The 25,131-nt window shown below is 40.6% G+C and carries 20 protein-coding genes; 9 read left to right on the forward strand and 11 right to left on the reverse strand.

The window, feature by feature from the left end:
* Nucleotides 1-126: 126 nt before the first annotated feature.
* The 3 genes from AN390_RS19185 to rph are packed head-to-tail and all read right to left on the reverse strand — an operon-like array spanning nt 127 to nt 1,939.
* Entirely contained in the window at nt 127-510 is a 384-nt protein-coding gene (locus AN390_RS19185; protein ID WP_004588246.1) for a diacylglycerol kinase, read from the reverse strand.
* Between the two features lie 58 nt (nt 511-568).
* On the reverse strand, nt 569-1,213 hold the full coding sequence (pyrE, locus tag AN390_RS19190; protein ID WP_004588247.1) for an orotate phosphoribosyltransferase: 645 nt from the start codon (nt 1,211-1,213) through the stop codon (nt 569-571).
* Nucleotides 1,214-1,225: 12 nt separating this feature from the next.
* On the reverse strand, nt 1,226-1,939 hold the full coding sequence (rph, locus tag AN390_RS19195) for a ribonuclease PH (protein WP_004588248.1): 714 nt from the start codon (nt 1,937-1,939) through the stop codon (nt 1,226-1,228).
* A gap of 163 nt (nt 1,940-2,102) precedes the next feature.
* Between rph and AN390_RS19200 the strand changes: the two genes are divergently transcribed.
* Nucleotides 2,103-2,963, forward strand: a complete 861-nt coding sequence (locus AN390_RS19200; RefSeq protein WP_024032427.1) for a YicC/YloC family endoribonuclease — start codon at nt 2,103-2,105, stop codon at nt 2,961-2,963.
* A 69-nt stretch (nt 2,964-3,032) separates the two neighbouring features.
* Here AN390_RS19200 and AN390_RS19205 read toward each other — a convergent pair whose 3' ends face one another.
* The 7 genes from AN390_RS19205 to AN390_RS19235 form a co-directional block, all read right to left on the reverse strand.
* Nucleotides 3,033-5,495, reverse strand: a complete 2,463-nt coding sequence (locus tag AN390_RS19205; RefSeq protein WP_055255788.1) for a S8 family serine peptidase — start codon at nt 5,493-5,495, stop codon at nt 3,033-3,035.
* 101 nt (nt 5,496-5,596) lie between these two features.
* Entirely contained in the window at nt 5,597-6,235 is a 639-nt protein-coding gene (locus AN390_RS19210; RefSeq protein ID WP_055255790.1) for a response regulator transcription factor, read from the reverse strand.
* Entirely contained in the window at nt 6,232-6,960 is a 729-nt protein-coding gene (locus tag AN390_RS19215) for a sensor histidine kinase (protein ID WP_029773155.1), read from the reverse strand. The genes AN390_RS19210 and AN390_RS19215 overlap by 4 nt, the downstream gene beginning before the upstream one ends.
* Complete coding sequence (locus AN390_RS19220; RefSeq protein WP_055255792.1) at nt 6,953-10,192, reverse strand: serine/threonine-protein kinase; 3,240 nt, start codon at nt 10,190-10,192, stop codon at nt 6,953-6,955. The genes AN390_RS19215 and AN390_RS19220 overlap by 8 nt, the downstream gene beginning before the upstream one ends.
* Nucleotides 10,193-10,287: 95 nt before the next feature.
* Nucleotides 10,288-11,181 carry an FHA domain-containing protein gene (locus tag AN390_RS19225; protein ID WP_055255794.1) on the reverse strand — a complete coding sequence of 298 codons (894 nt, stop codon included), beginning with the start codon at nt 11,179-11,181 and terminating at the stop codon, nt 10,288-10,290.
* 33 nt (nt 11,182-11,214) lie between these two features.
* Nucleotides 11,215-12,051, reverse strand: coding sequence for a DUF6689 family protein (locus tag AN390_RS19230; protein WP_054983948.1), 837 nt, complete (start codon nt 12,049-12,051; stop codon nt 11,215-11,217).
* A gap of 147 nt (nt 12,052-12,198) precedes the next feature.
* Nucleotides 12,199-14,667 carry a S8 family serine peptidase gene (locus tag AN390_RS19235; protein ID WP_055255796.1) on the reverse strand — a complete coding sequence of 823 codons (2,469 nt, stop codon included), beginning with the start codon at nt 14,665-14,667 and terminating at the stop codon, nt 12,199-12,201.
* Between the two features lie 263 nt (nt 14,668-14,930).
* On the opposite strand from AN390_RS19235, the gene gmk reads away from it, so the two are divergent.
* The 5 genes from gmk to AN390_RS19260 all read left to right on the forward strand — a co-directional run bounded on the left by gmk (nt 14,931) and on the right by AN390_RS19260 (nt 20,338).
* On the forward strand, nt 14,931-15,551 hold the full coding sequence (gene gmk / locus AN390_RS19240; protein ID WP_055255798.1) for a guanylate kinase: 621 nt from the start codon (nt 14,931-14,933) through the stop codon (nt 15,549-15,551).
* 114 nt (nt 15,552-15,665) lie between these two features.
* A complete protein-coding gene (rpoZ, locus tag AN390_RS19245; RefSeq protein ID WP_004588253.1) occupies nt 15,666-15,941 on the forward strand; it encodes a DNA-directed RNA polymerase subunit omega in 276 nt (91 codons plus the stop codon).
* Nucleotides 15,942-16,068: 127 nt separating this feature from the next.
* Nucleotides 16,069-18,174: a bifunctional GTP diphosphokinase/guanosine-3',5'-bis pyrophosphate 3'-pyrophosphohydrolase gene (gene spoT / locus AN390_RS19250; RefSeq protein WP_004588254.1), complete on the forward strand. Its 2,106-nt coding sequence runs from the start codon at nt 16,069-16,071 to the stop codon at nt 18,172-18,174.
* Nucleotides 18,175-18,186: 12 nt separating this feature from the next.
* On the forward strand, nt 18,187-18,579 hold the full coding sequence (locus AN390_RS19255; RefSeq protein WP_004588255.1) for a RidA family protein: 393 nt from the start codon (nt 18,187-18,189) through the stop codon (nt 18,577-18,579).
* A gap of 151 nt (nt 18,580-18,730) precedes the next feature.
* Entirely contained in the window at nt 18,731-20,338 is a 1,608-nt protein-coding gene (locus AN390_RS19260) for a DUF342 domain-containing protein (RefSeq protein ID WP_054983951.1), read from the forward strand.
* 24 nt (nt 20,339-20,362) lie between these two features.
* Here the strand turns inward: AN390_RS19260 and asnA are convergent, their stop codons facing one another.
* Nucleotides 20,363-21,358 carry an aspartate--ammonia ligase gene (gene asnA / locus AN390_RS19265; RefSeq protein WP_055255800.1) on the reverse strand — a complete coding sequence of 332 codons (996 nt, stop codon included), beginning with the start codon at nt 21,356-21,358 and terminating at the stop codon, nt 20,363-20,365.
* A gap of 196 nt (nt 21,359-21,554) precedes the next feature.
* On the opposite strand from asnA, the gene asnC reads away from it, so the two are divergent.
* The 3 genes from asnC to recG are packed head-to-tail and all read left to right on the forward strand — an operon-like array spanning nt 21,555 to nt 24,882.
* Nucleotides 21,555-22,013, forward strand: coding sequence for a transcriptional regulator AsnC (gene asnC, locus AN390_RS19270; protein ID WP_055255802.1), 459 nt, complete (start codon nt 21,555-21,557; stop codon nt 22,011-22,013).
* A gap of 40 nt (nt 22,014-22,053) precedes the next feature.
* Nucleotides 22,054-22,740 carry a tRNA (guanosine(18)-2'-O)-methyltransferase TrmH gene (trmH, locus tag AN390_RS19275; protein WP_024032415.1) on the forward strand — a complete coding sequence of 229 codons (687 nt, stop codon included), beginning with the start codon at nt 22,054-22,056 and terminating at the stop codon, nt 22,738-22,740.
* Nucleotides 22,741-22,800: 60 nt separating this feature from the next.
* Nucleotides 22,801-24,882, forward strand: a complete 2,082-nt coding sequence (gene recG / locus AN390_RS19280) for an ATP-dependent DNA helicase RecG (RefSeq protein WP_055255804.1) — start codon at nt 22,801-22,803, stop codon at nt 24,880-24,882.
* Nucleotides 24,883-25,131 lie beyond the last annotated feature (249 nt).

Genomic DNA, 25,131 nt, shown 5'->3' on the forward strand with positions numbered 1-25,131 from the left:
CCTTTTTTGAAGAAAACTTGAAATAAATGACTGTTCGCTGAGTATTTGAGCTAAATGCGCTAAAAACACAACATAACTAGCACTTTATTAACATTTTAGGTGTATTAATTGGTTTATATAGAGGGTTCACTGAAATAACTTTATATACAAACTAGCACCCCACACGATCGTAAGGATCATTAATGAGAGTGTTACCGCTGCAGATCCCATATCTTTCGCACGCCCCGATAATACATGGCGCTCTGTACTTACGCGATCAGTGAGCGCTTCTATTGCTGAATTAAGTAATTCCACAATCAGTATGATCAGTAATGTACTTACTAACAATGCCCAATGTAATACCGATGAAGCTAGCCAAAAAGAAATGGGTAGCAAAATAATGCTAAGTAGCAACTCTTGCCTAAAAGCCGCTTCTTCTATAAAGGCCGCTTTAAAACCAAGGTATGAACAATACGTTGCTTTAAATATACGCTTTATACCAAGGCCGTTAGGTTTAAATACATCTTTCATTATTAGCTCTATTTACTGTGGTCAAAATAAAGCCCCGCAATTGCGAGGCTTTTTTTAGTTAGGCAATACCGTATTGATCTCGGTATGCTTTAACTGATGCTAAATGCTCGTCCATTGTACCTTGGCTCTCAAGGTAGCTAATAAGATCAGCTAATTTTACAATAGAGATCACTTTGGTATTAAAGTCGCGCTCAACCTCTTGAATAGCTGAAAGCTCAGCTTTGCCTTTTTCTTGGCGATCAAGTGCTATTAGTACACCACTCAGGTCTGCGCCGTTATCGGCAATGATTTCCATTGATTCACGAATCGCAGTGCCTGCGGTGATCACATCATCCACCAGCATAATTTTGCCCGTTAATGCAGAACCTACTAATGTACCACCCTCACCATGTGCTTTTTTCTCTTTACGGTTAAAGCAATAAGGTACATCTTTATCATGGTGATCTGCCAGCGCTACTGCGGTAGTGGTTGCAATAGGAATACCTTTATAAGCTGGGCCAAATAAAACGTCGTATTCTATTGCGGCGTCTTCAAGGGCTGATGCATAAAAACGACCCAAACGTGCTAAATCACGTCCTGTATTAAAAAGGCCAGCATTAAAAAAGTATGGGCTTGTACGACCTGATTTAAGGGTAAACTCGCCAAATTTTAAAACCTGCTTTTCTAAAGCAAATTCAATAAACTCTTTTTGATAATCTTTCATTGGGGTACTCGCTTATGCTAACGCTTGTTTTTGAACGTCAATAATTTCACGGATTGAATGTTTAGCCAGTGTAAGTAGCTCATCTAATTCGTCGAACGAGAATGGTTCGCCCTCTGCGGTACCTTGCACTTCAATAATTTTACCTGTTTCAGTTAAAATTACGTTCATATCGGTTTCGGCTTCAGAATCTTCAAGGTACTCTAAATCACTAATTGGTTGGCCTTTATAAATACCTACCGAAATAGCAGCAATCATGTGCTTAAGTGGGTTTGAGTTGATCATTCCTTTAGCGCGCATGTGAGTAAGTGCATCAACTAAAGCAACGCATGCACCACTGATAGATGCAGTACGTGTTCCGCCATCAGCTTGAATCACATCACAGTCAATTGTAATGGTATTTTCGCCAAGCGCTTTTAAATCTACTGCAGCTCTTAATGCGCGAGCAATTAAGCGTTGAATTTCCATAGTACGACCGCCTTGTTTACCACGTGCTGCTTCACGAGCATTACGCGTATGCGTTGAGCGCGGTAGCATACCGTATTCAGCGTTGATCCAACCTTTACCTTGGCCTTTCATAAAACGTGGTACACCTGCTTCAACCGTAGCAGTACAAAGTACTTTGGTATTACCAAACTCAACAAGTACTGAGCCTTCAGCGTGTAATGTGTAATTACGTGTAAATGATACCGGTCTAATTTGGTTAGGTGTTCTTTCGCTTGGACGCATTGACGATCCCCTTAATTCTGAATTTGCGACATTATAAGTGCATGTGCAGGTAGATGCCATGCTGATTGTAAAATATTCAGCGTAATAAATTTTCTCTAGAGGTTAAGCAGTGTTACGGTATAATCATCGCAATATTGTATTAATAAATTTTAGGAACTTATCCATGATCCACAGTATGACTGCTTATGCGCGTCGCGAAATTAAAGGCGATTGGGGCACTGGCACCTGGGAAATTCGTTCAGTAAACCAGCGCTACCTTGAAACGTTTATTCGCGCACCAGAGCAATTTCGTGGCATGGAGCCGGTAATTCGTGAGCGTTTACGTAAAAATTTGCAACGCGGTAAAGTTGAAGTATTTTTAAAGTTTGTTGCAAATCCAGCACACGTGGGTGAGCTATCAATTAATGAGTCACTTGCTGAGCAACTAATAAATAGTGCTAAATGGGTGCAGCAACAAAGCAGTGGCGACATTAACCCAGTTGATATACTGCGCTGGCCTGGCGTAATGGAAGCACAGGAGCTCGATTTAGATACCGTTAATAAAGCACTTATAGCGGGCTTTGACCAAGTAGTTGAAGATTTTAAATCAGCCCGTGGCGATGAAGGCGCAAATTTAGAAGAAATGATTGCCACTCGTCTTGATGCCATACTTGAGCAAGTTACTGTAGTAGAAAGTCACTTACCAGAAATAGCAAAGTGGCAGCGTGAAAAGCTTAATCAAAAGCTTGAAGACTTAAAAACCGACATTGACGAATCTCGCCTTGAACAAGAGCTTATTTACCTTGCGCAAAAGCAAGATGTTGCCGAAGAACTCGACCGCTTAAAATCGCACGTAAAAGAAACTAAAAAAATTCTTAATAAAGGTGGCGCGTGTGGCCGCCGTTTAGATTTTATGATGCAGGAGTTTAACCGCGAAGCAAACACCCTAGCCTCTAAGTCTATTAATAGCGATATTACTAATGCAGCTGTGGAGCTAAAAGTGCTTATTGAGCAGATGAGAGAGCAAATTCAGAATATTGAATAACTATTAGTCCATATAAAAAAGCACCACAATACATGTTGGTAAAGTGGTGCTTAATACTTCATCGGAGGGTTAGTTTTTGTGAAGCCTTGTGATTGCTACCGCGTAATCTGCTCGTGTAATTAACTTATCACCATTAAACGATGCTGATACCGTGGGCTCTAAATCATAAGCATTTTGGCTAATATTGTAATAAGCATTCATTACCCCTAAGTCTAAAGCAAGTTGCACATAACCTTTTAGCTCACTTGGGATTGCCTCTTGGTCTGTTAGCGCTATTCGTTGCTCACCATAAACTACAGTTATATCACCTTCAAAGCTAAAAGCTTGATTCTCCAATGCCAAAGATTGCATTAATGAATACGCGAGCTCATTTCGGCTAACTGACTCAAGCGGGCTAAATAAGCTTGCATCGGATTGCATAACTGCTGCTTGATCTTGCTCTGTATTTCTAAGTGCAGCCCCTTTTTGAGTCACACTATTAATAGCCGCAGTAAAGTCGTTTGATACATCATTGAACTGACTATTTTTAGCTAAGTTCGACTGTCTAATTCCTCCTCCTAACATAAGAAAGTCAGCTAACTCTTGGCGTAAAAGATAGTCATTCGGATGAAAACCTGTTCTTTTAGCATCAACTAGCTGCTCACTAACGGCATATTCAATAAATGACTTTGCAGGATGATCGCTAATATCTCTGAGGCCTTTATACCCATCGGTCTTAACTATTTTAATATTTGCAGTGATTTCACTAGGTAGCCCGTAACCATTTGTAAGGCCAGCGGGGTCTACATCAACACCAGACACTCCCCCAATACCATGCGCTTTTAAGGTCCAATTACCAAATTCAGCCGGAGCAGTAACTGCGATATTTTGTCCTAAAACGGGTAATGCAATACTTGAACTATACGTTTTACCTGAAGGACTAACGAGTGATAAGCCAACCGTATTATCGTCAACATTAGCGTTAACCATTACCATGGAAGCATTCACATTTACGGGAATTAAAATACCGTCGTTTTCACCCACTGGGCTAAAGGGTACTGATTCACTATAGTCTGCTTGTATTGATGTTAACGCGTAAGCATTAAATTCACGTTGTAGTTTAGTCGTTTCACCAAATGCAAGCTGTGTGTTTACAACCGACTGTACTGCTGCGTAAGCATTTACATAACCTGCGCCAACTTCCCACGCTTCTTTGCCAGGCATATTAGTTGCTGTTTTTTGCAAGATACTTTTAACTTCTCGCCAAGTTAAATTTGGATTAGCTTCAAGCATTAATGCAACAACACCTGAAATGTGCGGGGCAGACATCGAGGTACCACTCATAGATGTATAATACGGTACGTGACTGGCTTCCATCACTTCGCTATCATCTGTAATGCTCAGTGCACTTAAACTAGATAAAGAAGCACGTGTAGAAATAACATCAACGCCTGGTGCAGTAATTGTAGGGCGATCTTCCCAAGTAAACGTTTCGCCATCTACACTTACAACGCCTGATTTACCTTTAACGCCGCGAGAACTAAAATCGGCTAACTGCCCATCTTTATCTCCTGCAGCAACCGTTATAACCCAAGGTGCTTTTTTAAAATTACCAGTAATCGTCGATTCACCGCTACCTGAGTTCCCTGCAGAGAACACCACTATTACACCGTTATCTGAAAGCTGCTTTGTTGCCACATTGGTTGGGTGATCTGGGTTGAAGTCGGTGCCTGTATCACTAGTACTACCAAATGAATTAGAGATCACACGAATATTGTAATCGTATTGGTGAGTTAAAGCGTAATCAAAGCCCCCTATCGTATCAAGTATAAATAAACCAGCTCCTGAGCCATAACCAATAATTTTAGCTCCGGGCGCAACCCCTTGATACTTACCACTAGACATGGCGCCATTACCACCAATAATGCCAGCTACGTGCGAACCATGGCCACCAGCAATATCTGTATTTGCCGTGTTTTCTTGATAGGTAATAGGTAGTATTTCAGAAAGAGAGTGCAAATTGGTTTGCGCCAATACGTTTTGTATAACATGGTTTGGATATTTAATATCTGAGTGAGTGCCGTCTACACCTGAATCGTTAACTACTACCCCAATACCACGGCCCGAAAAAGGCATGCCTTGGTTACGTAGAGATGAATCTTCACGGAGCCTATCTACACCTGTAATTTGTGTTGAGCCATCGTCTTCAAGCGTAAGTGGTGAGTTATACCAAACTGAGCGGACCTTATCAGAGGCATAAATTGCATCAATTTGAGCCTTGGTCGCTTTTATTCCCATAATTGGTAGATTATTAAAGGTGATCCCTCCAAGGACACCCGCCGATTCGATAACATTGGTTAGATCGCTTGTTAGCTTTCCTTTACCTTCAAACGTTACGATTACTTCAAAAGCATCTTGATCTGTTGCACTTGTAAGTAGTTGTTGCAGCTGCGGCCCTAATGACTTTGCTGATACGTGCAAGGGCGCTAAGCACATACCCGCACTCATAAGTCCGATCAGTAATTTTTTAGTTTTTAGTGTTGTTTTAAACATGAGCTTACACCTTAATTGTTTTGACCCATTGAGAATGGCAAACAACTAACGTTTAAAACATACGGGAAAACCCCTAGGGTGTATTAGTTAAAACACCCGTTTTATAGCAATAGGTTATTTTTAGCTGCATAGCGTACAAGCTCTGCAGCATTAGCAACACTGAGCTTATCGAGCACCTTTCCTCGATGGTTTTCAGCCGTTTTAACGCTAATATCGAGTGAGCGCGCTATGTCTTTTGTTGTTTTACCTTCAATTATTAAATGAAAAACTTCTCTCTCTCTGCTGGTAAGGTTTTTATATGGGTCTTGCCATTGCTCAGCTGGCTTGCACGATAAAGAGGCTAAAACATTAGCTGCGTACTGGCTAAAATACGTTTTACCTTGTGAGAGTGCATTAACGGCATCTAATAACTCATCGCTGGCGCTATCTTTTAATAAGTAGCCTGATGCACCAGCACGAACCATATGAATTACATACTCTTGTTCTTCATGCATGGTCAAAACCAATACTTTAGATTCAGGGAGTTGTTCGTGCAGCCTTTTAACTGCCTCCATGCCGTTTAGTTCAGGCATGCTTATATCAATAACAATAACGCATGGCTTTAATGCTAGTGCCTTAGTAACAGCCTGCATACCATCAGCGGCTTCTGCCACTACACAAATATTCTCATCTTTACTAAGTAAGCTTACTAGCCCCTGGCGTAAAATTGTATGATCGTCTGCCGCCAGAACGCTGATCATAAAACCTCCTTGCCTGTTACTAAAACTTTTATTTCGCTGCCTTCACCTGGGGCTGAATTTATAGTTAATTGCCCGCCATAAGCTGCAACCCTATCGTGCATAGCACCTAACCCAAAGCCCTCTTTGTAATTTTGCGGGCTCACCTTAATTCCTACACCATCGTCTTTTATTTTTATCATTAATAAGCTTTCAGTAGCGATTAAATTAATTGTGATTAAAGAAGCATCTGCATGTTTTATCGCGTTGGTAAGCGCCTCTTGAACAACCCTAAAGGCTAAAGTTTGAATCTCATCTTTGAGCGGCGCATCAATTTTATGATGGAGCTTTACTAAAACCTCACAAGGCTCACCCATAACTCTTACCAACCACTCAAGAGCGGGCACTAATCCTAAGTCATCTAAAATACGAGGGCGCATTAACCGAGAAATCACACGTGTGTCTGACAATGCTTGACGAGCCAGCTCTATACTTTGCGTTAACTCATTAGTTGGTGAGTCATTTTGCACTTGTTGTAATTGGTTTATAAGTGCTGTTAATAACTGCCCTACGCCATCGTGTAGCTCTTGCGCTATTTGCTTACGTTCGTTTTCTTGAACACGCCATACCCGCTTTGCCAAACCACGCATTTGCTCATTATTTGTATTGAGCTGCTGGGTAATTAACTGCTGTTTTTGGTTTAATTGCTCAACAAAATAAGCAATATCCGTATCACTATCGTTAGTCATTCGCGCTAAGTTCTCCAAAGCCGTCATTTAATTCAAAATAACTTAAGGTTGATAAAAATGTGCGTTCAGCGTTTTTAGGTAAATTATTGAGCAGATCTGCCACTTTTTTATCTACTTTAGCTGTATACGCCGAAGAGTCGGCCTCATTTGCTAATGCAAGTTGTGCATGCAGTCGGTCAAATTGAAAACTACGCCAATAGCCTCCCATGTTTCTTTGTAATAGCTCTGCCTCTCTAAGTGTTGCTTGAAGTGCTTGCCATTGCTTATTTAAAAACTGCTGTATGGCCAATAGCTCTAAATAGTCAATGTATTGGTACTTTTGTAATTCGTAATCTGCAGCTTTTAACTTGGCTAAATAAGCACTGATGTCCTTTTTACCGGTGCGTAGGTGTTCTCGGGCTGCATAAATAAGCTCACGTATATACACTGATTGATGAGCAAAATCAGGTGCAACTAGCGCTTGGCTTTGTAAGTTGTTTAAGTGAAGTTGATCATTAATATAGCGAGATAAAAAGGCGTGTTTATTGTGGTACTCAACATTACCGTTATTCGCGACAGCCAGTTCCACTTTTTCTAAATAGCTAATAGCGTGTTCTTTTAAGCCAAGTTGCATTGACCAATCCGCAAGCCATAAACCAAACTCGGCAATTGCTCTTACGTCATTAAGCGCTTCAGCTTGCTGATAAACACTTTCAAGCTCACTAAAACTCTGTTTAAAACCACCTTGTAAAAAGCCAAGCTTAGCTAAGTAGCTTTTAGCAACTATGGTTTCTTCTACACTATTTAACGCACTAGCATCTTTAAGCGTGTTATTAAAAAGGTGAAAAGCATTACGCCAATTTCCTTTTGATAATTCAATTTGCGCTAAGTTTTGTTGCACATGAATAATGCCTATTGGAAATTGAATACGTTGAAATAGCTGCTCAGCCTGCTGCCAATAAACTAAAGCATGTTCATGATTGAGTAACATGTAATACATAAAGCCAATGTTATTCATGCTCTCAGCCTGTAGCATTTGGTTACTAAGGTTTATTCTGATTGTTAGCGCATCTTGATAATGCTTTAACGCTTTTTGATAAAGTGCCTGTTCTTCAGCAAGTACACCTAGTTCATTATAAGAATTAGAAAGCCCTTGCTGATCGCCTAGCTGGGTATATATATCTAAGCTTTTTTCTAAATAGTCTTCAGCTTGTTTATACTGCGCCTCAGCAAGGTACAAAGAAGCTAAGTTTGTCATGGTTGTAGCTACACCTGCCGAGTCTTCCATGTTTTGACGTACTGTTAATGCTTGTAAGTAATAATCAAACGCCAGTTCGGTATTTCCTTGTTGACCGTAAACAACACCAAATGCATTTAATGCTTCCCCCTCTTTAAGTGGGTTCTTTAACTTTTTAGCTGTAACCAGTGCTTTTACAAAGTAATCATCCACTGCTTTATTTAAATCACCTTGTAAAAAAGCAGCGCGACCAAGCATAAACCAAGCATTAGGGTGGTATGGATCGAGCTTTACAACATCTAACAACAATTGCTCAGCCTTACTATGCTGCTCTATAAAAAAGTAAAACTCTGCTAAGGCAATTTTTAATTCAATATTGTAAGGGAATGCTTTTATGAGCTCTAAATAATCATTTTTAGCCAGTTCTACTTTACCTGCTAAATCATTAAGCCGCGCACTAGCAAATTTAGCGCTGTAAGTTAGAGGTTTAGCGTGCTGTAGCACTTTTGAATACGCCTGTTCTGCCTCTATTATCAAATTATTTTCTAACAAAAGCTCACCTAACACCAACCAACCTTGCGCTAAGTTAGGGTTTTGAGCCAATAACGATTGCAACTTAGTTTTTGCCTCTTCTACATTACCCAATTCAATCTGCTTTTTTATATTAAACAATGCTTTTGATGGAGGGCTGCTAAGTAACAGTGATTTACCGGCTTGCTCTTTTAGGTTAAGGGCTTGTTTTAAATTTTTTACGGCCTGACTTGCAACGCTATTCCATTTTTTATCATCAAGCGGGGCATTTAATAATAGAGATTCGTTAGTATTGAAGCCATCGACCTTTATTAGTTTAATTTGAACATCTTGATTGTTACCACCTGTGCGAATAACTGCAGGACTAATTAAAGCATCCACCTTAAGTAAGTCAGACAGTAGCTCTACTTTGGCTTTATCTAATGGCGGATTTAAACCTAATTGCTTTAGCAAATTTGTAACACGCGAAGTATCGATAACTCTTAAATTGCTCACATGCGACAATCTGTAATGTATAAAGTCAGTAAACGCATCATCTTCCGTTTCGCTATTCATGACTGTAGGTAAAATAGCAATAGACGAATAGTTTGCTTTATCTGTGTTTGCCGTATTTTCAACTGTTGCTAGCACCCAAATAAACCCAACAAATACAAAAGCGGCTGCAAATAGCATTACGGGGCGAGTATTACGCTTAGCATTTTTATTAATAAGCGACTCAAATAAGCGTGAGGCGAGGCTTACACTTTCAGGCCGAGACTGAGTATTTGCAGCAAGCATACTGAGCACTAAAGCTTTTAATGACTTTAATCTTGCCTGATAAGGGTTAAATTTAATATTTCCTGAAAGCTTACTATCAATGATTAATTCAAGACTATTCCCCTTAAAAGGCATTGAATGGCAGCAAAGCTGATAAATAATTACCCCGAGGGAGTACAAGTCAGTGCTTTTATTAACTTTACCTTGCAGTAGATACTCAGGTGCCGCGTAGTAAGGCGTGCCAATAATACTTTGGCTGTTATCGTTATTTTTTAAAGCTGCTAAGCCAAAGTCGGCAATGTAAACCTTGCCTTCAGTATCAATTAAAATATTATCGGGCTTTAAATCTTTATGAACTATACCAACTTCATCTGCGCACGCTAACCCTGCAAAAAGCTGTTTAACAATATCAATTATTTCTTGAGAGGTGAGTTTTTTTTCTGCGATTTTATCTTCTAATGTAAGCCCCTCTATCCAATCCATTGTTATAAAGTGAAGTTGTTGATCGAAGTAATATTCATGCACACGGATTATGTTTGGGTGACTTAGTTGCCTGACTAAAAGTAGCTCGTTTTTAAATGAACTAATTGCCTGCTCACTGTTGTGAAGTGCGCTATTAAGCACCTTAATAGCAACGTAAGTTTGCAGTTGTGTATCAAGTGCTTTATATACACAACCATATTGCCCGCGCCCTTGGGCTGAGACAATTTCAAAACGCCCAACTAACAAGCTTCCTGATTGTAAATCGCTTTGCGGCGATATAAGTTGTGTTTCGTTTAATGAACTTTGATTACGATCGTCGGAGTTGATATCGCGTTACTCTTTTAATGACATAATTTAAATAAATTATAGTCATTACCGTCAAAAGAAGAGGAATTTATAAGTTGCGACTGTAATAACTCTATAGACTGTTGAAGTAAAATAGCTTGTACTGTGGTCTCTATTTGCAAACTTATACTGGTTAATATTTCAAGATCTAACTCTGTAAGCACCTTTCCAGACATTTTGCTGTCGGTGTAAATAACCCCAATAATTAAACCTTCATAAGTCAGGGGGATACACGCTAAAGCCGATATTTTTTTAAGCTCAATACTTTGTCGACTACTTAAAAGTTGATGGTGGGTTATATCCATGGCAATAATAGGCTTACCTTTTGAGTAACATTGCGATATTGCACCAATGCTCCCTTCAAAATTATTAAGCTTAAAATCTTTGCTCGATAACCCCTGCGTTATACACACACTTAGGCTTTGTAAAGTGTTGCCTAAAAACACCCCCCCTCGTTGCGTACCGGTAAGCATAATCAGGCTTTGTAATTGTGATAATAAGTTTTGCTTTAAATTATCTGTAATATTTTTTATGCCTGGCTTACTCGCAGATAACCGCCAATTATTGTGGCTCTGAATAGCTTGAATTTGCTGTGTAGATTTAGACTCAAATAAGCAATCTAATTTACCAATAGATATTATGGCATCATCTTCTAAGGTTGAGGTAGAAATAGCCAGCCCATTAACTCGAGTGCCGTTTCGACTTGATTCATCATTAAGCTGCCACACACGATTTAAGTTAACTACGGTCGCATGTTGGCGCGAAACGGTAGGATGCTCAAGTATTAGCTCACATTCTTTAGAGCGACCAATACGATAGTCGCTCTCCTCATATAAAAAACTTTCAACCGCTGGCTGGTTGGTATAACAAACCGTAATTCGCGCAGGCATAGTTTTACTCTTTAAATAGTCTTTTTGTTGATACTAATTAGCTAAACGTAGACTAAAGCGTAAGGTGTTCGCATAAGCCATGAGCTCCCCCGCCACATTGCTTATATCTCTGCTAGAGCGCCATACATTAGGTACTTTATCGCCACTGTTATCGCTTATTCTTCGATTAAAGGTATTAAGTTTGTTGCTTGCAGCACTGTAATTTTGCAGCAACATAAGCTGATTTACATCTGCTAAATCTTGTAATAAAGCTGAATAAACAGCGGGGTCAATATCTGCTGAAAAGTTGTTTAAAGCAGTTTGCAAATCATTATATTTAGAGTCTATCACCGTTACTTGAGGACGTAAGTCAGCAACAATTATAAATTGAGAGAAACGGCCGGTAGAGCCACGCGCTCTGTAGCTGCCAGCTCCCATGGTCATAGTAATATCTTTAAACTCACCGTTTAATGGCGCTTTGAAAAAGCGCAGCGGCGTGCCCGCGGTATACTCTAAGTTATGAGTATGTATATCAACGGTTGCCAAACCAGAAAAAGAAAAGCCACTCGTTAACTGCGGCTCTATTGTTATCATCATAGGAAAAGCAGCTGACGGTGCTATATCGGTAATGCTCGGTAATCGCTGTAACAACGCTTGAGAGGTAATATCAACTACTTCAGCACTGATACCTAAATTTTGTGCTGTTAACCCTACCGCATTTTCAAACTCTAAGGTTATATCCGCAGAAACTCCACCTGGTAGCTCAATAATAGCCTCAGCAGAATTGCCATGAATATTGACTGATACAATATCAGTAGCTTCTACTTGCGAGCTCATAAACAGTAAACACCCTGTATATGAAGCAATTAATAGTTTTTTTATGTTTAGCATAGTGATCCTCAGAAAACACAACTAATGAACCAACTACAAAATGGTTACTATTTTTTCACCTGTAATTAAAAACTAGCATGATACATGCATTTATTGCAACAAATAAAAGCCAGACAAATATATGACTGGCTTTTAAGTTACTAGTAATTATTTACGTAAGTAATTGTTGAATAAACGAGAAATTATTACCGCATAGTCGCCACGCTTAACCTTGCTTTGAGGTTTAAAGTAAGCAACAACAGTTGGTGATAAATCATAAGGTCCTTGCTCAACTTGATAGGTAACGTTAATCAGTGACATATCAATAGCAGCTTGAACATAGCCTCTAAACTCAGGTGCAACTTGGTCTGTATCTAATACTGGAATACGCTCTGAGTTATATTCAATTGTGATATCACCTGTAAAGGCACGCACTTGCTCTTCTAAACCAAGTCCTTGAACCAGTGAATAGGCCAGCTCTTCTTTTGTTACATTACCTTGAGGTGAAAATGTCCCTTCGCTTGTGAGCATAACTGGTGCTTGGATTTGAGTGCGATCTTTTAACGCAGAACCAACCTCAGTCACAGCTTCAATGAAAGGTGTGTATTGGCCGTTTACATCTGAAAGGGGCATTTTTTCATTGTTTAAAATATCTCTATGCTGCCTAACAGACATACCCATAACAAGATACTTAGCAAGTTCTTTGCGTTTAAGGTTTGCATCTGGGCGATATAAAAGATTGTTTCTGCTATCAACTAAGCGCTCACTGACAGCAAACTCAATTGCATTTTGCGCTGGATGCCCCTCAATATCGTCTAGCCCTTCGTAGCCACCCGATTTTAAAATTGAAATTTCACCACTAATAAATTCAGGTACGCCTGGGCCGTTAGTTAATCCAGTAGGGTCTGCTTGTACGCCGGATAACGATGTCATTCCATATACAGATAATTTCCATTCGCCTTCTTGCGCAGGTGCAGAAACCCGCATAGTTGTATCAAGTACTGGCAGTGTTAAGTTACCCATATACACAGTGCCATCTGGCGCTTCTAACTTTAACTTAGTGGTTGTAGCAAAAACCTCAGAAGAAACATTTATCCAACTATCCTCTGCATTTACGTTAAACCTGTGCACTTCAGGCTCCCCAACCGGTGAGTATAAGACTTCAAAAGGCTGCGGATCAGCGTCTGCCAATGTAATGGCGTTAGCATTAAAGTCACTTAAGTTGTTAACTGTTACGCTATTTTGGTTATCGTAACCTAATGCACCTGCAACAGCTGCATATGCATTTATATGCCCTGCACCAACCTCCCATGCTTCATAGCCTGGCATATTGGTTGCCGTTTCTTGGATGATTTTTTTCACTTCTAAAGGTGTGAGTTCTGGGTTTGCTTCTAGCATAAGTGCAATCACACCAGCCACATGCGGCGTAGCCATTGATGTGCCCGAAATCATAGTGTAATAAGGAAGGTGCTCAGCAGGCATGGCATCAATATCATCTGCTCCGCCATTAGATACAACATTCGTTTTTGCTCTTGTAGAGATAATATCAACACCAGGGGCGACAATACTTACTTCATTTTTATAAGTCCATTCACTGCCGTCAGGCATAGTAAAGTCGCCTACTTCACCATTTTTGCCTCTCGATGAAAAATCAATCAACTCAGCTTGCTTAGTACTCGCGCCAACCGACATCCCCCACGGGATTTGAGCATACGGATTATGTGTATCTTCGCCCGAACCTGAGTTTCCAGCTGCAAATACTGAAATCATACCCAACTTGTAAGCCTTATAAGAAGCCAGTGAAATTGGTCCTAATGGATCAAACTTACCACTTGAGCCCCATGAATTACTCATTACTCGAATTGGCGAATTGAAATCCCAAATATGACTAATCGCATAGTCATAACCACCCAACGCATCTAAAATCGACAAACCAGCTCCAGAGCCATAGCCAATTAAGTCAGCGCCTGGAGCCGCACCTTTATATTCACCATCAGAATGAGAGCCCCAACCCGCTACAGTGCCAGCACAATGAGTGCCGTGTCCTACATTTAGGTCTGTATTTGGTTGGCCCTCTATCCAAACACCATCTATTCCAGTAAGCGAAATTGCTTGTGCATGTGTAACCCCCTGTACGTTTTCAATAACCTTAGAGCCATACTCTAAGTCATCTAATGTGGCATCAATACCCGAGTCATTCACTATTACGGTCACACCCTTGCCCGTAAATTTGATTCCATTGTGGGCTTCAAAATCATCTGATTGAAGCTTATCTACACCCGTTAATTCGCGTGCTTCTTTATTAAAATAAGTAAGTGATCTATTTGCATAAACAGAACGAACACCTGGCACGTTTACTAACTGAGATATTTGTGAAGGTGTAGCCAACAAGCCTATAATTGGCAAAGACTTAAGTTGCACACCTTCAACCAAGCCTAAGCTTAATAAGTTTTGTAATTGGGTATTACTTAGTGCGCCTAGTTGATCATAACTGACCACTACCATGGTAGTGTCTGCTGCAGTCATTGTTTGTAGTTTTTGTTCTAGTTGATTACCTATAACAGCTGCGGCTGCAGCGTTAAGGCTAAATCCTGCAAGAGAAAGACCAGCCAGTATATTCTTAATTGATGACTTCATAATTTACCCACCTACTTAAAAGAATGTTTGCTTAACATTGTTTGGTTAATATTTTGTTTACAAGTACATTTAATAAGCAAAGCGCTTTCTTGCATATCAGGATCACTCCCTATAAGTCATAGGGGAAAACCCCTACATACAAGCAGGGGGGGCTGTTAATAAGAGATGGTTGAGTAAAAAGTGTTAAATAAAGTACAATAGCGTAATTAAAGGCTTGGATTATTGATTTAGTCCAAGCCTGTTTATTTTAAGTAGAGAAAAACATGGCTCAAACTCGCGGAAATTTATTTATTTTATCTGCGCCTTCTGGTGCGGGTAAATCTAGCTTAATCACGGCGTTATTAAAAAAACATGCAGATATGAAAGTATCGGTCTCGCATACCACCCGAAGCCCTCGCCCTGGTGAAGAAAATGCGGTGCATTATCACTTTGTAAGCGCCGATGAATTTAAAGCATTAATTGCTAAAGATGATTTTTTTGAATGGGCGCAAGTATTCGATAATTACTACGGTACTTCAAAGCAGGCTATTGAGTCGCAGCTGAATGCCGGTATTGATGTATTTTTAGATATTGACTGGCAAGGTGCGCAGCAAGTGCGCAAAATTATGCCAAGCGTGCAAACAATTTTTATTTTGCCTCCTTCAAAAGCAGAGCTAGAGCAACGCTTAAATAACCGAGGCCAAGATTCTGCCGAGGTCATCGCTGGGCGTATGGCTAAAGCGCAATCAGAAACATCGCACTACAATGAATATGATTATGTTGTGGTTAACGATGATTTTGAAACCGCCCTTAGCAATATTGAAACTATCGTATTAGCGCAGCGCTTAACGTTAAAAGCACAAGCTAGTCGTCATCACGATTTAATTACAAACTTACTTAAATAAGCCATTTATGCCCTTTACAGGGAAAACTGGTAAAAATTAACCACTGGCTATTGGCGAAACAAGCTGCTTGCAGTAAACTACGCCTTTGCTTTTAAATTATTTTGGAGTGCTGAGATGGCTCGCGTAACAGTTGAAGATGCAGTAGATGCAATTGGTAATCGTTTTGACTTAATTTTAGTTGCGGCTCGTCGTGCCCGCCAAATTGCTGTTGGTGGTAAAGACCCACTAGTAGACGCTGAAAATGACAAACCAACCGTTATCGCTCTACGTGAAATCGAAAAAGGTTTAGTTGATAGTTCATCAATGGACGTTATTGACCGTGAAGAACAACAACACCAAGAAGCAGCTGAATTAGCTGCGGTTGCTGCTATTGTTGGCGGTAATCAATAATCAACCACCCGGTTTGATTTAGTCAACGGCTCAGTATTTCTACTCTAGCCGTTGGCAATCCCCTCTTTTCATCGTATATTCTATTACTTACCGTTACTTATTGCTTCACGAGAACATTGGAGTGTGAATGTATCTTTTTGAAGGTCTTAAAAAGAAAATATCTGAATACTTGCCTGCTGCTGAAGTAGAGCTAGTGCAAAAAGCCTACGTGGTAGCCCGAGAGGCTCACGAGGGGCAAACTCGCTCAAGCGGCGAGCCGTACATTACTCACCCTGTTGAAGTAACCCAAATTCTTGCTGGCATGCACCTTGACCATGAAACACTTATGGCCGCGCTAATGCATGACGTTATTGAAGATACCGATTTTAGCCAACAGGACTTAGCCGAAATATTTGGCGATACGGTTGCCGAACTTGTTGAAGGGGTAAGTAAGCTCGATAAGCTCAGCTTTAAAGACAAAAAAGAATTCCAAGCTGAAAACTACCGAAAAATGATCATGGCTATGACCCAAGACATTCGGGTTATTTTAATCAAACTGGCCGATCGTACTCACAATATGCGTACATTAGGCGCTCTGCGCCCTGATAAGCGCCGTCGTATTGCCCGTGAAACACTTGAAATTTACGCACCTATTGCAAACCGTTTAGGTATTCACGATATTAAAAATGAGCTAGAAGATTTAGGTTTTCAGGCTTTATACCCTATGCGTCATCGCGCACTTAAATCTGAAGTGGCAAAAGCGCGAGGTAATCGTAAAGAAGTTATTTCTAACATCCAAACCGAAATAGAAGCACGTCTTGAAGAGTCTGGTATTAAGGCTACGGTTTCTGGGCGCGAAAAACACCTTTATAGCATTTATAAAAAAATGCTTAATAAAGAGCTGCTTTTTAATGAGGTAATGGATATTTACGCCTTTAGAATAAACGTAGATGCAATGGATACCTGTTATCGCGTGTTAGGTGTAGCACATAACCTGTATAAACCTATCGAAACGCGTTTTAAAGATTATATAGCCGTACCTAAAACAAATGGTTATCAGTCTTTGCATACGTCATTAGTAGGCCCACACGGCATTCCGGTAGAAATACAAGTACGTACGCATGACATGGATCACATGGCCGATAAAGGGGTTGCTGCGCACTGGATGTATAAAAAAGCCGGTGATGGCGCGGGTAACACAGCTCAACAGCGTGCGCGTCAATGGATGCAAAGTTTGCTGGAGCTTCAACAAAGTGCCGGCTCATCATTCGAATTTGTCGAGAACGTTAAAACCGAGCTGTTCCCAGAAGAAATATACGTATTTACCCCCGATGGCCGCATAGTAGAGTTGCCAATGGGCGCTACCGCGGTTGATTTTGCTTACGCGGTGCATACTGATGTAGGTAACACTTGTGTAGGTGCTAGAGTAAACCGTAAACCTTACCCGCTAAGCAAAGCCTTAGATACTGGGCAAAGTGTTGAAATTATTACCAGCTCGGGTGCACACCCTAATGCAACGTGGTTAAACTTTATAGTTACAGGTAAAGCCCGTTTAGGGATAAGAAACTACCTTAAGAGCCAACACCAAGAAGAAGCATTGTTATTAGGCCGACGCTTACTCGATTCTGCCTTGGGTGAAAATAAGCTCGACAGCATTGCCGATGAAAACATAGCCCGCGTACTCGAAGAGCACGAACTATCTACAGTATTAGAATTACTGGTAGAAATAGGCGCAGGTAACTTAATGAGCGTGTTAATCGCTAAACGCTTATTGCAAGAAGAAAGCGACGACTTGTCAGATATTAGCAAACAAGCCAAAGCAACCATTATTGGTACCGAAGGCATGTTGGTTAATTATTCTAAGTGTTGCCGACCTGTACCAGGGGATGCCATCACTGCACATATTAGCCAAGGTAAAGGGCTTACGGTTCACCGCCAAGAATGTAAAAATATTCGCGGTTGGGAAAACGAACGCTCAAAATACCTGGTTGTAAAATGGGATGACAATCCAGAAAAAGAATATATAGCTGCGCTACGGGTGGAAATAATTAATCACCAAGGGGCTTTGGCTAAACTCACAAATGTTGTTGCTACAACCCAAGCCAACATTGTTGAGATCACTACCGACGAAAAAGAAAGTAATTTATATGTGATAGACTTGGGCGTTACCGTTAAAAACCGCGTCCATGTTGCTAATATTATGCGCCGCATTCGCGTGATGCCTGATGTGCAAAGAGTCTATCGTAAAAAGTAAAATAGGAAACTCATGAATAAAGCATTTATTTCTACCGAAAAAGCACCTGCTGCTATCGGCACTTATAGCCAAGCGGTTAAAGTAGGTACTGCCGTTTATTTATCTGGACAAATTCCACTTGTCCCAGAAACAATGGAAATGGTTTCAGAAGACTTTAGCGAGCAGACACATCAAGTATTTAAAAACATTACAGCGGTGTGCGAAGAAGCAGGCGGTAAAATCCAAGATCTTGTTAAAATTAATATTTACCTAACAGACTTATCAAACTTTGCCACTGTTAATGAAGTAATGAGCCAATATTTCAAGCAGCCTTATCCTGCCCGTGCAGCACTAGGTGTACGTGCTTTACCAAAAGGCGCACAAGTTGAAATTGACGGCATTATGGAACTTCCTTCAACTAATTAATAAATACAGAGCTATAAACCCCCTTTATAGCTCTATTTTTTACTGCTAGCCTTTGTTTATCGCCCTTTCTTGACTCACATGTAAATATCTAGCACTCTGTAATCATGCAATAAAATCAATCTTAACTTAAGTAGTAGAAAAGGATTAACTAGTGTTTAAGCTTGCCAATAATGGGAACGTATTACTTGATGTAAGTAAGCACGCTCCACCTAGCGCCGCTTTTATAATTGATGCACTCGAGAAGTCGACGTTTTGCGAATGCAAAATTGACCACGAGGCTATTGATAATTTTTTTAAAGCGCAAAATAATGAGCCAACCTTGGTTGTAGCAAGTAAGCACGATGCATCGCTTGTGGTAACGTTAAGTGAAGATAAAATGCAAGCCATAGGTGAGCTAACTTTAGCTTATGGTGGTAAAGTACTTTCGTTAGAAGAGGGCAAAAAACAACTCATAAAAGCAGGGGTTGTACGTGGTTACAAACAAGCTTTTTTAGAGCAGCTTTTAGATAAACAATTTAACTTACCCCCAGGTACAGTGGCAAAAGGGATTCTAGCCAAAGGCCGCCTACCAGCAGAAGGCACAGCAACAAAATTTGTAGCTATGGTAGAAACCCTCAAAGATCGCCTAAAAGCACCAAAAATGAAGGAAGATGGCAGTGTTGATATGCGCGACTTTGGTAAACTGGCAAGCGTAGAGCCCGGCACTGTACTGATCCGCCAACAACCTGCAACTCCCGGTAAAGAAGGATTCACTGTAGTAGGTGACATACTACCGGCTAAACCCGGCGAAAATAAAAAGTTAGTGGCAGGCGAAGGCGCCGAAATATCAAAAACAAATCCGCTCGAGCTTGTTTCTACAACAGCGGGAGTCCCCGTAGAAATACCTAACGGTATGCGAGTTGATGATATTTTTACCATCTCTGATGTAGATGTTAAAAGCGGCCATATTGATTTTGAAGGCAGTGTTATTGTGACTAAAAACATTGACCCAGGAATGCGAGTCACGGCAAAAGGCGACATTACTGTTTTTGGCACGGTCGAATCTGGCGAATTATCAGCCGGCGGAAACATCACTGTAAAGCAAGGCATTATTGGCCATCAAAAGCTCGAAGATAAAACTTTGTCTTGCTCTATTAAAAGTGAAGGTGATGTTCATGTATCTCACGCACAATACTGTTATATGCAAGGCAAAAACATTTTTATAGACCGCCAAGCTAGCCATTGTGCGATTAAAGCAAAACACTTATTACAAGTTGGCCAAACAGAGTTACCCAAAGGGAAAATTTTTGGTGGAGAGATTCTTGATGCAACCGTGTTAATTGCTGGCGAAATAGGCAATGAATCAGGCGCAAAAATGGCTATCAATTTAGCCGCATCCGGCGCTGAAATAACGGCCGACACAGATAACTGCTTTAAAGATTTAGCAAAAACCGATGAGCAGCTTGATACCCTTCAAGCAGCACTAGAAAAAGCAGATAAAGTAAAAGATATAGAAAAAAAGAATCTGCTCATTAAAAAAATTGGCGCAACACAGCAGCATTATTGCCAACAAGCAGAGCAGCTAGAGAAAAAGTTATCTAGCCTAGATCATGAACTCCACGACCTACTAAGCGATGCAAATCTCGTCGTTAATACATCATTACACTCAGGGGTAGAGATCCATATTTTTGATAAAGTATTAAAAACTACCCGCAACTACCCACCTTGCAATATAAACCTACAAAACAATAAAGTAGAAATAAACTTTAAAACACATTAGGGCGCATTTAGCGCCCTTTATAATTTACAGTAAGCCACTTACCGTATCGTGCGTTTGCTTTGGCCATACACCTACTTGGACTTGTCCAATATGCTGCTTTTGCAGTAATAACATTGCTAAGCGCGATTGCCCTATCCCGCCACCAATTGTTTGTGGGAAAGCCTCTTCTAGTAACGCTTTATGCCAATCGAATGCTAGGCGTTCTTCATCGCCTGTTATGCTCAATTGCGCTTTTAATACATCAGGGCTTACACGAATACCCATAGATGATATTTCAAAGGCATCTTCTAACACAGGGTTCCACACTAAAATATCGCCATTTAATCCTGTGTATCCGTCAATCGTTTGGGTAGACCAATCGTCGTAATCTGGAGCGCGTACATCATGGATTTTGCCATCACCTAATGCACCACCAATACCAATTAAAAATACCGCACCGTACTCTTGAGCAATGGCTTTTTCGCGTTGCTTTGCGCTAAATTCAGGGTACATTTTGCGTAATTGCTCACTGTGTATAAACGTGATTTCATTGGGCAAGAATGGGGCTATACCAAAGCTTTCACTTACAAACTGCTCTGTTTGCTTGATGCCAGTGTAAATGGCTTTAACAGTGTCTTGTAATGTAGAGAGCGTACGTTCAGTACGTTGGCAAATTACCTTCTCCCAATCCCATTGATCAACATAAACAGAATGTATTGGGCTTAATGAGTCTTCATCTGGGCGCAACGCTTTCATTTGCGTATAAATACCTTCACCTACAGAAAAGCCATAAGTCGCTAGCGTTTTACGTTTCCATTTAGCAAGCGAATGAACAACTTCATAGCTGCTATCGGTAATTGCTTTTACGTTAACAGCAACTGCATTCTCGTGGCCGCTCAGGTTATCTTGTGTGCCATCACCTACTTTGGCCAAAATAGGAGCCTGAACTTCAACTAACCCTAGTTGCTGCTCTAATTGCTGTGAAAAAAACTGCTTAACTTTACTTATTTGCTGCTGTTGCTGCACATAGTGTGAACTCATAATAATTGGCCTCATTCCCAGTTATTGTTACTTGCTTATTAATAAAAAAGCACCCTGCAGGCGCCTTTAATGAGGTTACTGTAACGATTTAAACTTTTAATTCAATAACCCATAATAAAAATAGCTTTAATATGTAAAATCGATTAATTTACACAGTATAAAAATGTAGATTCACTAATTTAAGTAAGCAAAAATAATGGAAAATTATCAAATCGATAATCTCGATAAACATATACTTCACGCTCTAATGGCCAATGCCCGTACAGCCTACGCAGAATTAGCTAAACGGTTTGCTGTAAGTGCCGGCACAATTCACGTGCGCGTAGAAAAAATGAAACAAGCGGGCATCATTACCGGCACCCAATTAAGCATTAGTACAAAGCAACTTGGTTACGATGTATGTTGTTTTATCGGTATTAACTTAAACAACGCTCGCGACTACCCAGAAACACTCATTAAACTAGAAGCATTAGAAGAGGTAGTTGAAGCTTATTACACCACGGGTAACTACAGCATTTTTATAAAGGTAATGGCCAAGTCTATCGACCATCTGCAAGACGTGCTCATTAATAAAATACAAGCTATAGAGGCTATTCAATCAACCGAGACCCTAATCTCTTTGCAAAATCCAATTAGCCGCACAGTAATGCCTTAATAGATAAAATTACGTATAATTATCAAAAAAGAGGATCACCATGCAGCAAAATCGCTACCAACGAATAAAAGACGTGCTCTCACGTCGCCAAACAGACCTAACAGTCTGCCTAGAAGACGTACATAAACATCATAATCTCTCAGCTATTGTAAGAAGTGCTGATGCAGTAGGTTGCCATCATGTGCATGCTGTATGGCCAGAAAACCAAAAATGGCTGACCAATAATACTTCTGGCGGCAGTAAAAACTGGCTAGAAACACACTTGCATAAAAATATTGATGATGCTGCTGCAATGATGCGAAAGCACAACCCAGATGTACAAATATTAGCAACACACTTGAGCGAAGATGCTGTAGATTTTAGAGAAATCGATTACACAAAACCCACAGCTATAATCGTTGGCCAAGAAAAAACGGGAATTTCTGAGCGCGCGCTAAAACACGCCGATCAAAATATTATTATTCCTATGCAAGGCATGGTGCAGTCACTTAATGTATCAGTAGCTGCTGCGCTTATTTTATTTGAAGCACAACAGCAACGAGAAAAAGCAGGGCTATATAAGCGCGATATGCTAAGTGAAGAGATTAAACACCCTATGTATTTTGAAGGGTATCACCCAGTTATTGCTAAACAATGTAGATTAAAAAACCTACCTTACCCACCACTCGATGAAGAAGGTGAAATAGTCGCTAACGAGCAGTTTTGGCAAGCTTTAAAACATGCTTGATGCTTAGCAAACCTGTGAGTACACTTAACTCATTCACAAATAAACAGATTTGAGCCTACATTGTCTAAACCTAGCTTAAGCCAATACCCTATTACAGAACTTAAAGGGGTAGGACCAAAAATGGCCGAACGCCTACAAAAGCTAGGTATAGCTACCGTGCAAGATATGCTCTTTCATTTGCCTTTACGCTATGAAGATCGTACCCGTATTTATGCTATTAACGATGTTACTTTGCACAGCCACTGCACTGTTGAGGCAACAATAGAAACAAGCCAAGTGACCTTTGGTAAACGGCGTATGTTAGTGGTGCAAATAAACGATGGTACAGGTAGGCTTACTTTACGGTTTTTTAATTTTACAGCAGCGCAAAAAAACGCATTTAGCAGTGGCAAAATAATCCGTTGCTTTGGTGAAGTAAGACGCGGGCGCGTTGGTTTTGAAATGAGCCACCCAGAATACAGCATTAGCGATACCCCAAACGAGCAACCAACCGCCGCAACACTAACCCCCGTGTACTCAACCACCGAAGGCTTAAAACAATTATCAATTAGAGCGTTAAGTGAACAAGCCATCGATTTATTACATAAGTATTCTGTTGAAGAGCTTATCCCTGAAAAATGGCAACCGTCACATATGCAATTAAGTGAAGCTTTATTGCTACTTCATCGCCCTGCGAATGATGTTGACGTTATTTCGCTTGACCAAGGCATTCATCCGGCACAACAACGCTTAGTGTTTGAAGAGCTGCTTGCCCAAAACTTAAGCTTATTAAAAGTACGCGAGCAAGGGCAGCAAGTAAGTGCAGTTTCCCTAAGCCCTACAAATACATTAGAGAGCCAATTTTTAGCGCAACTTCCTTTTGCACCGACTAATGCACAAAATAGAGTTGTAGCCGAAATAAAAGGGGATTTACAGCATGCCTACCCCATGATGCGATTAGTGCAAGGTGATGTAGGCTCAGGTAAAACACTGGTTGCAGCATTAAGTGCATTAACAGCAATAGCACAAGGTTTTCAAGTTGCCCTAATGGCACCTACAGAAATCCTTTCTGAACAACACGGAATAAATTTTAAGCAATGGTTTGAAAGTCTTGGGATTAACGTTGCCTGGCTAGGCGGTAAAACTAAAGGGAAAGAGCGTACTAATACACTTGAAAAAATCGCCTCAGGGGAAGCGCAAATGATAGTAGGAACGCACGCCCTATTTCAAGACGAGGTAAAATTTAACAACTTAGTATTGATTATCATAGATGAACAACATCGCTTTGGTGTTCATCAACGCCTCTCACTGCGTGAAAAAGGCAAATTTGGTAATTGTTACCCTCATCAGTTAGTCATGACCGCAACCCCCATTCCGCGTACATTGGCTATGACGGCCTATGCCGATTTAGAAACCTCAGTGATAGATGAGTTACCACCTGGGCGCACACCTATAACCACTGTTGCCATTCCTGATACACGCCGAGACGATATAATAAACCGTGTTAAGCTTGCCTGTAATGAACAAGGCAGACAGGTTTATTGGGTATGTACCCTTATTGACGAATCAGAAGCCCTACAATGCCAAGCAGCTGAAGACAGCGCATTACAATTAAAAGAGGCATTGCCAGAGCTTAATGTCGGGCTCGTTCATGGCCGTATGAAAGCCGCTGAAAAACAAGCGATCATGAGCGACTTTAAAGCAGGCAATATTCACGTACTTGTTGCAACAACTGTAATAGAAGTAGGTGTAGACGTACCTAATGCCAGTTTAATTATCATAGAAAATCCTGAGCGCTTAGGATTAGCACAATTACATCAATTACGCGGGCGCGTAGGACGAGGAGCCACCGCTTCGCATTGCGTACTGTTATATCACGCCCCTCTTTCTCACACAGCTCAAAAACGTTTAGGTGTATTAAGAGACAGTAACGATGGCTTTGTCATCGCAGAGCGAGATTTAGAAATACGTGGGCCAGGTGAAGTGCTCGGCACTAAACAAACTGGCTTAGCAGAATTTAAAATAGCGGATCTTACTCGAGATAAACACACGCTAAATCAAGTCAGGCCCATTGCACAACAAATGCTAAAGCAAAACCCCGACCTTATAGACCCTTTAATTCATCGCTGGCTAGGTAATAAATCTAACTACGCACAAGCATAATTACGCTAAAGCACTCGTAAAGCTCACTGCTGAAACGCTATATTTACCATACAAAGATGTGCGGCGAGCGTTATCCGCGGGTTTCGTGATACTCAACCCACGCTACGGAGGTGGTGATATTACGTAAAGACATGTATTTCACTTTTCAACGGACGTAAAAAGCCCGGCTCTTTAGAGTCGGGCTTTCTTGTATTTGGAGCCTGGCAATGTCGTAGTGCCCACAGCGGTAGAGAGTCACATAGCAAATGC

The organism is Pseudoalteromonas sp. P1-11, assembly GCF_001399995.1.
Taxonomy (GTDB): domain Bacteria; phylum Pseudomonadota; class Gammaproteobacteria; order Enterobacterales; family Alteromonadaceae; genus Pseudoalteromonas; species Pseudoalteromonas atlantica.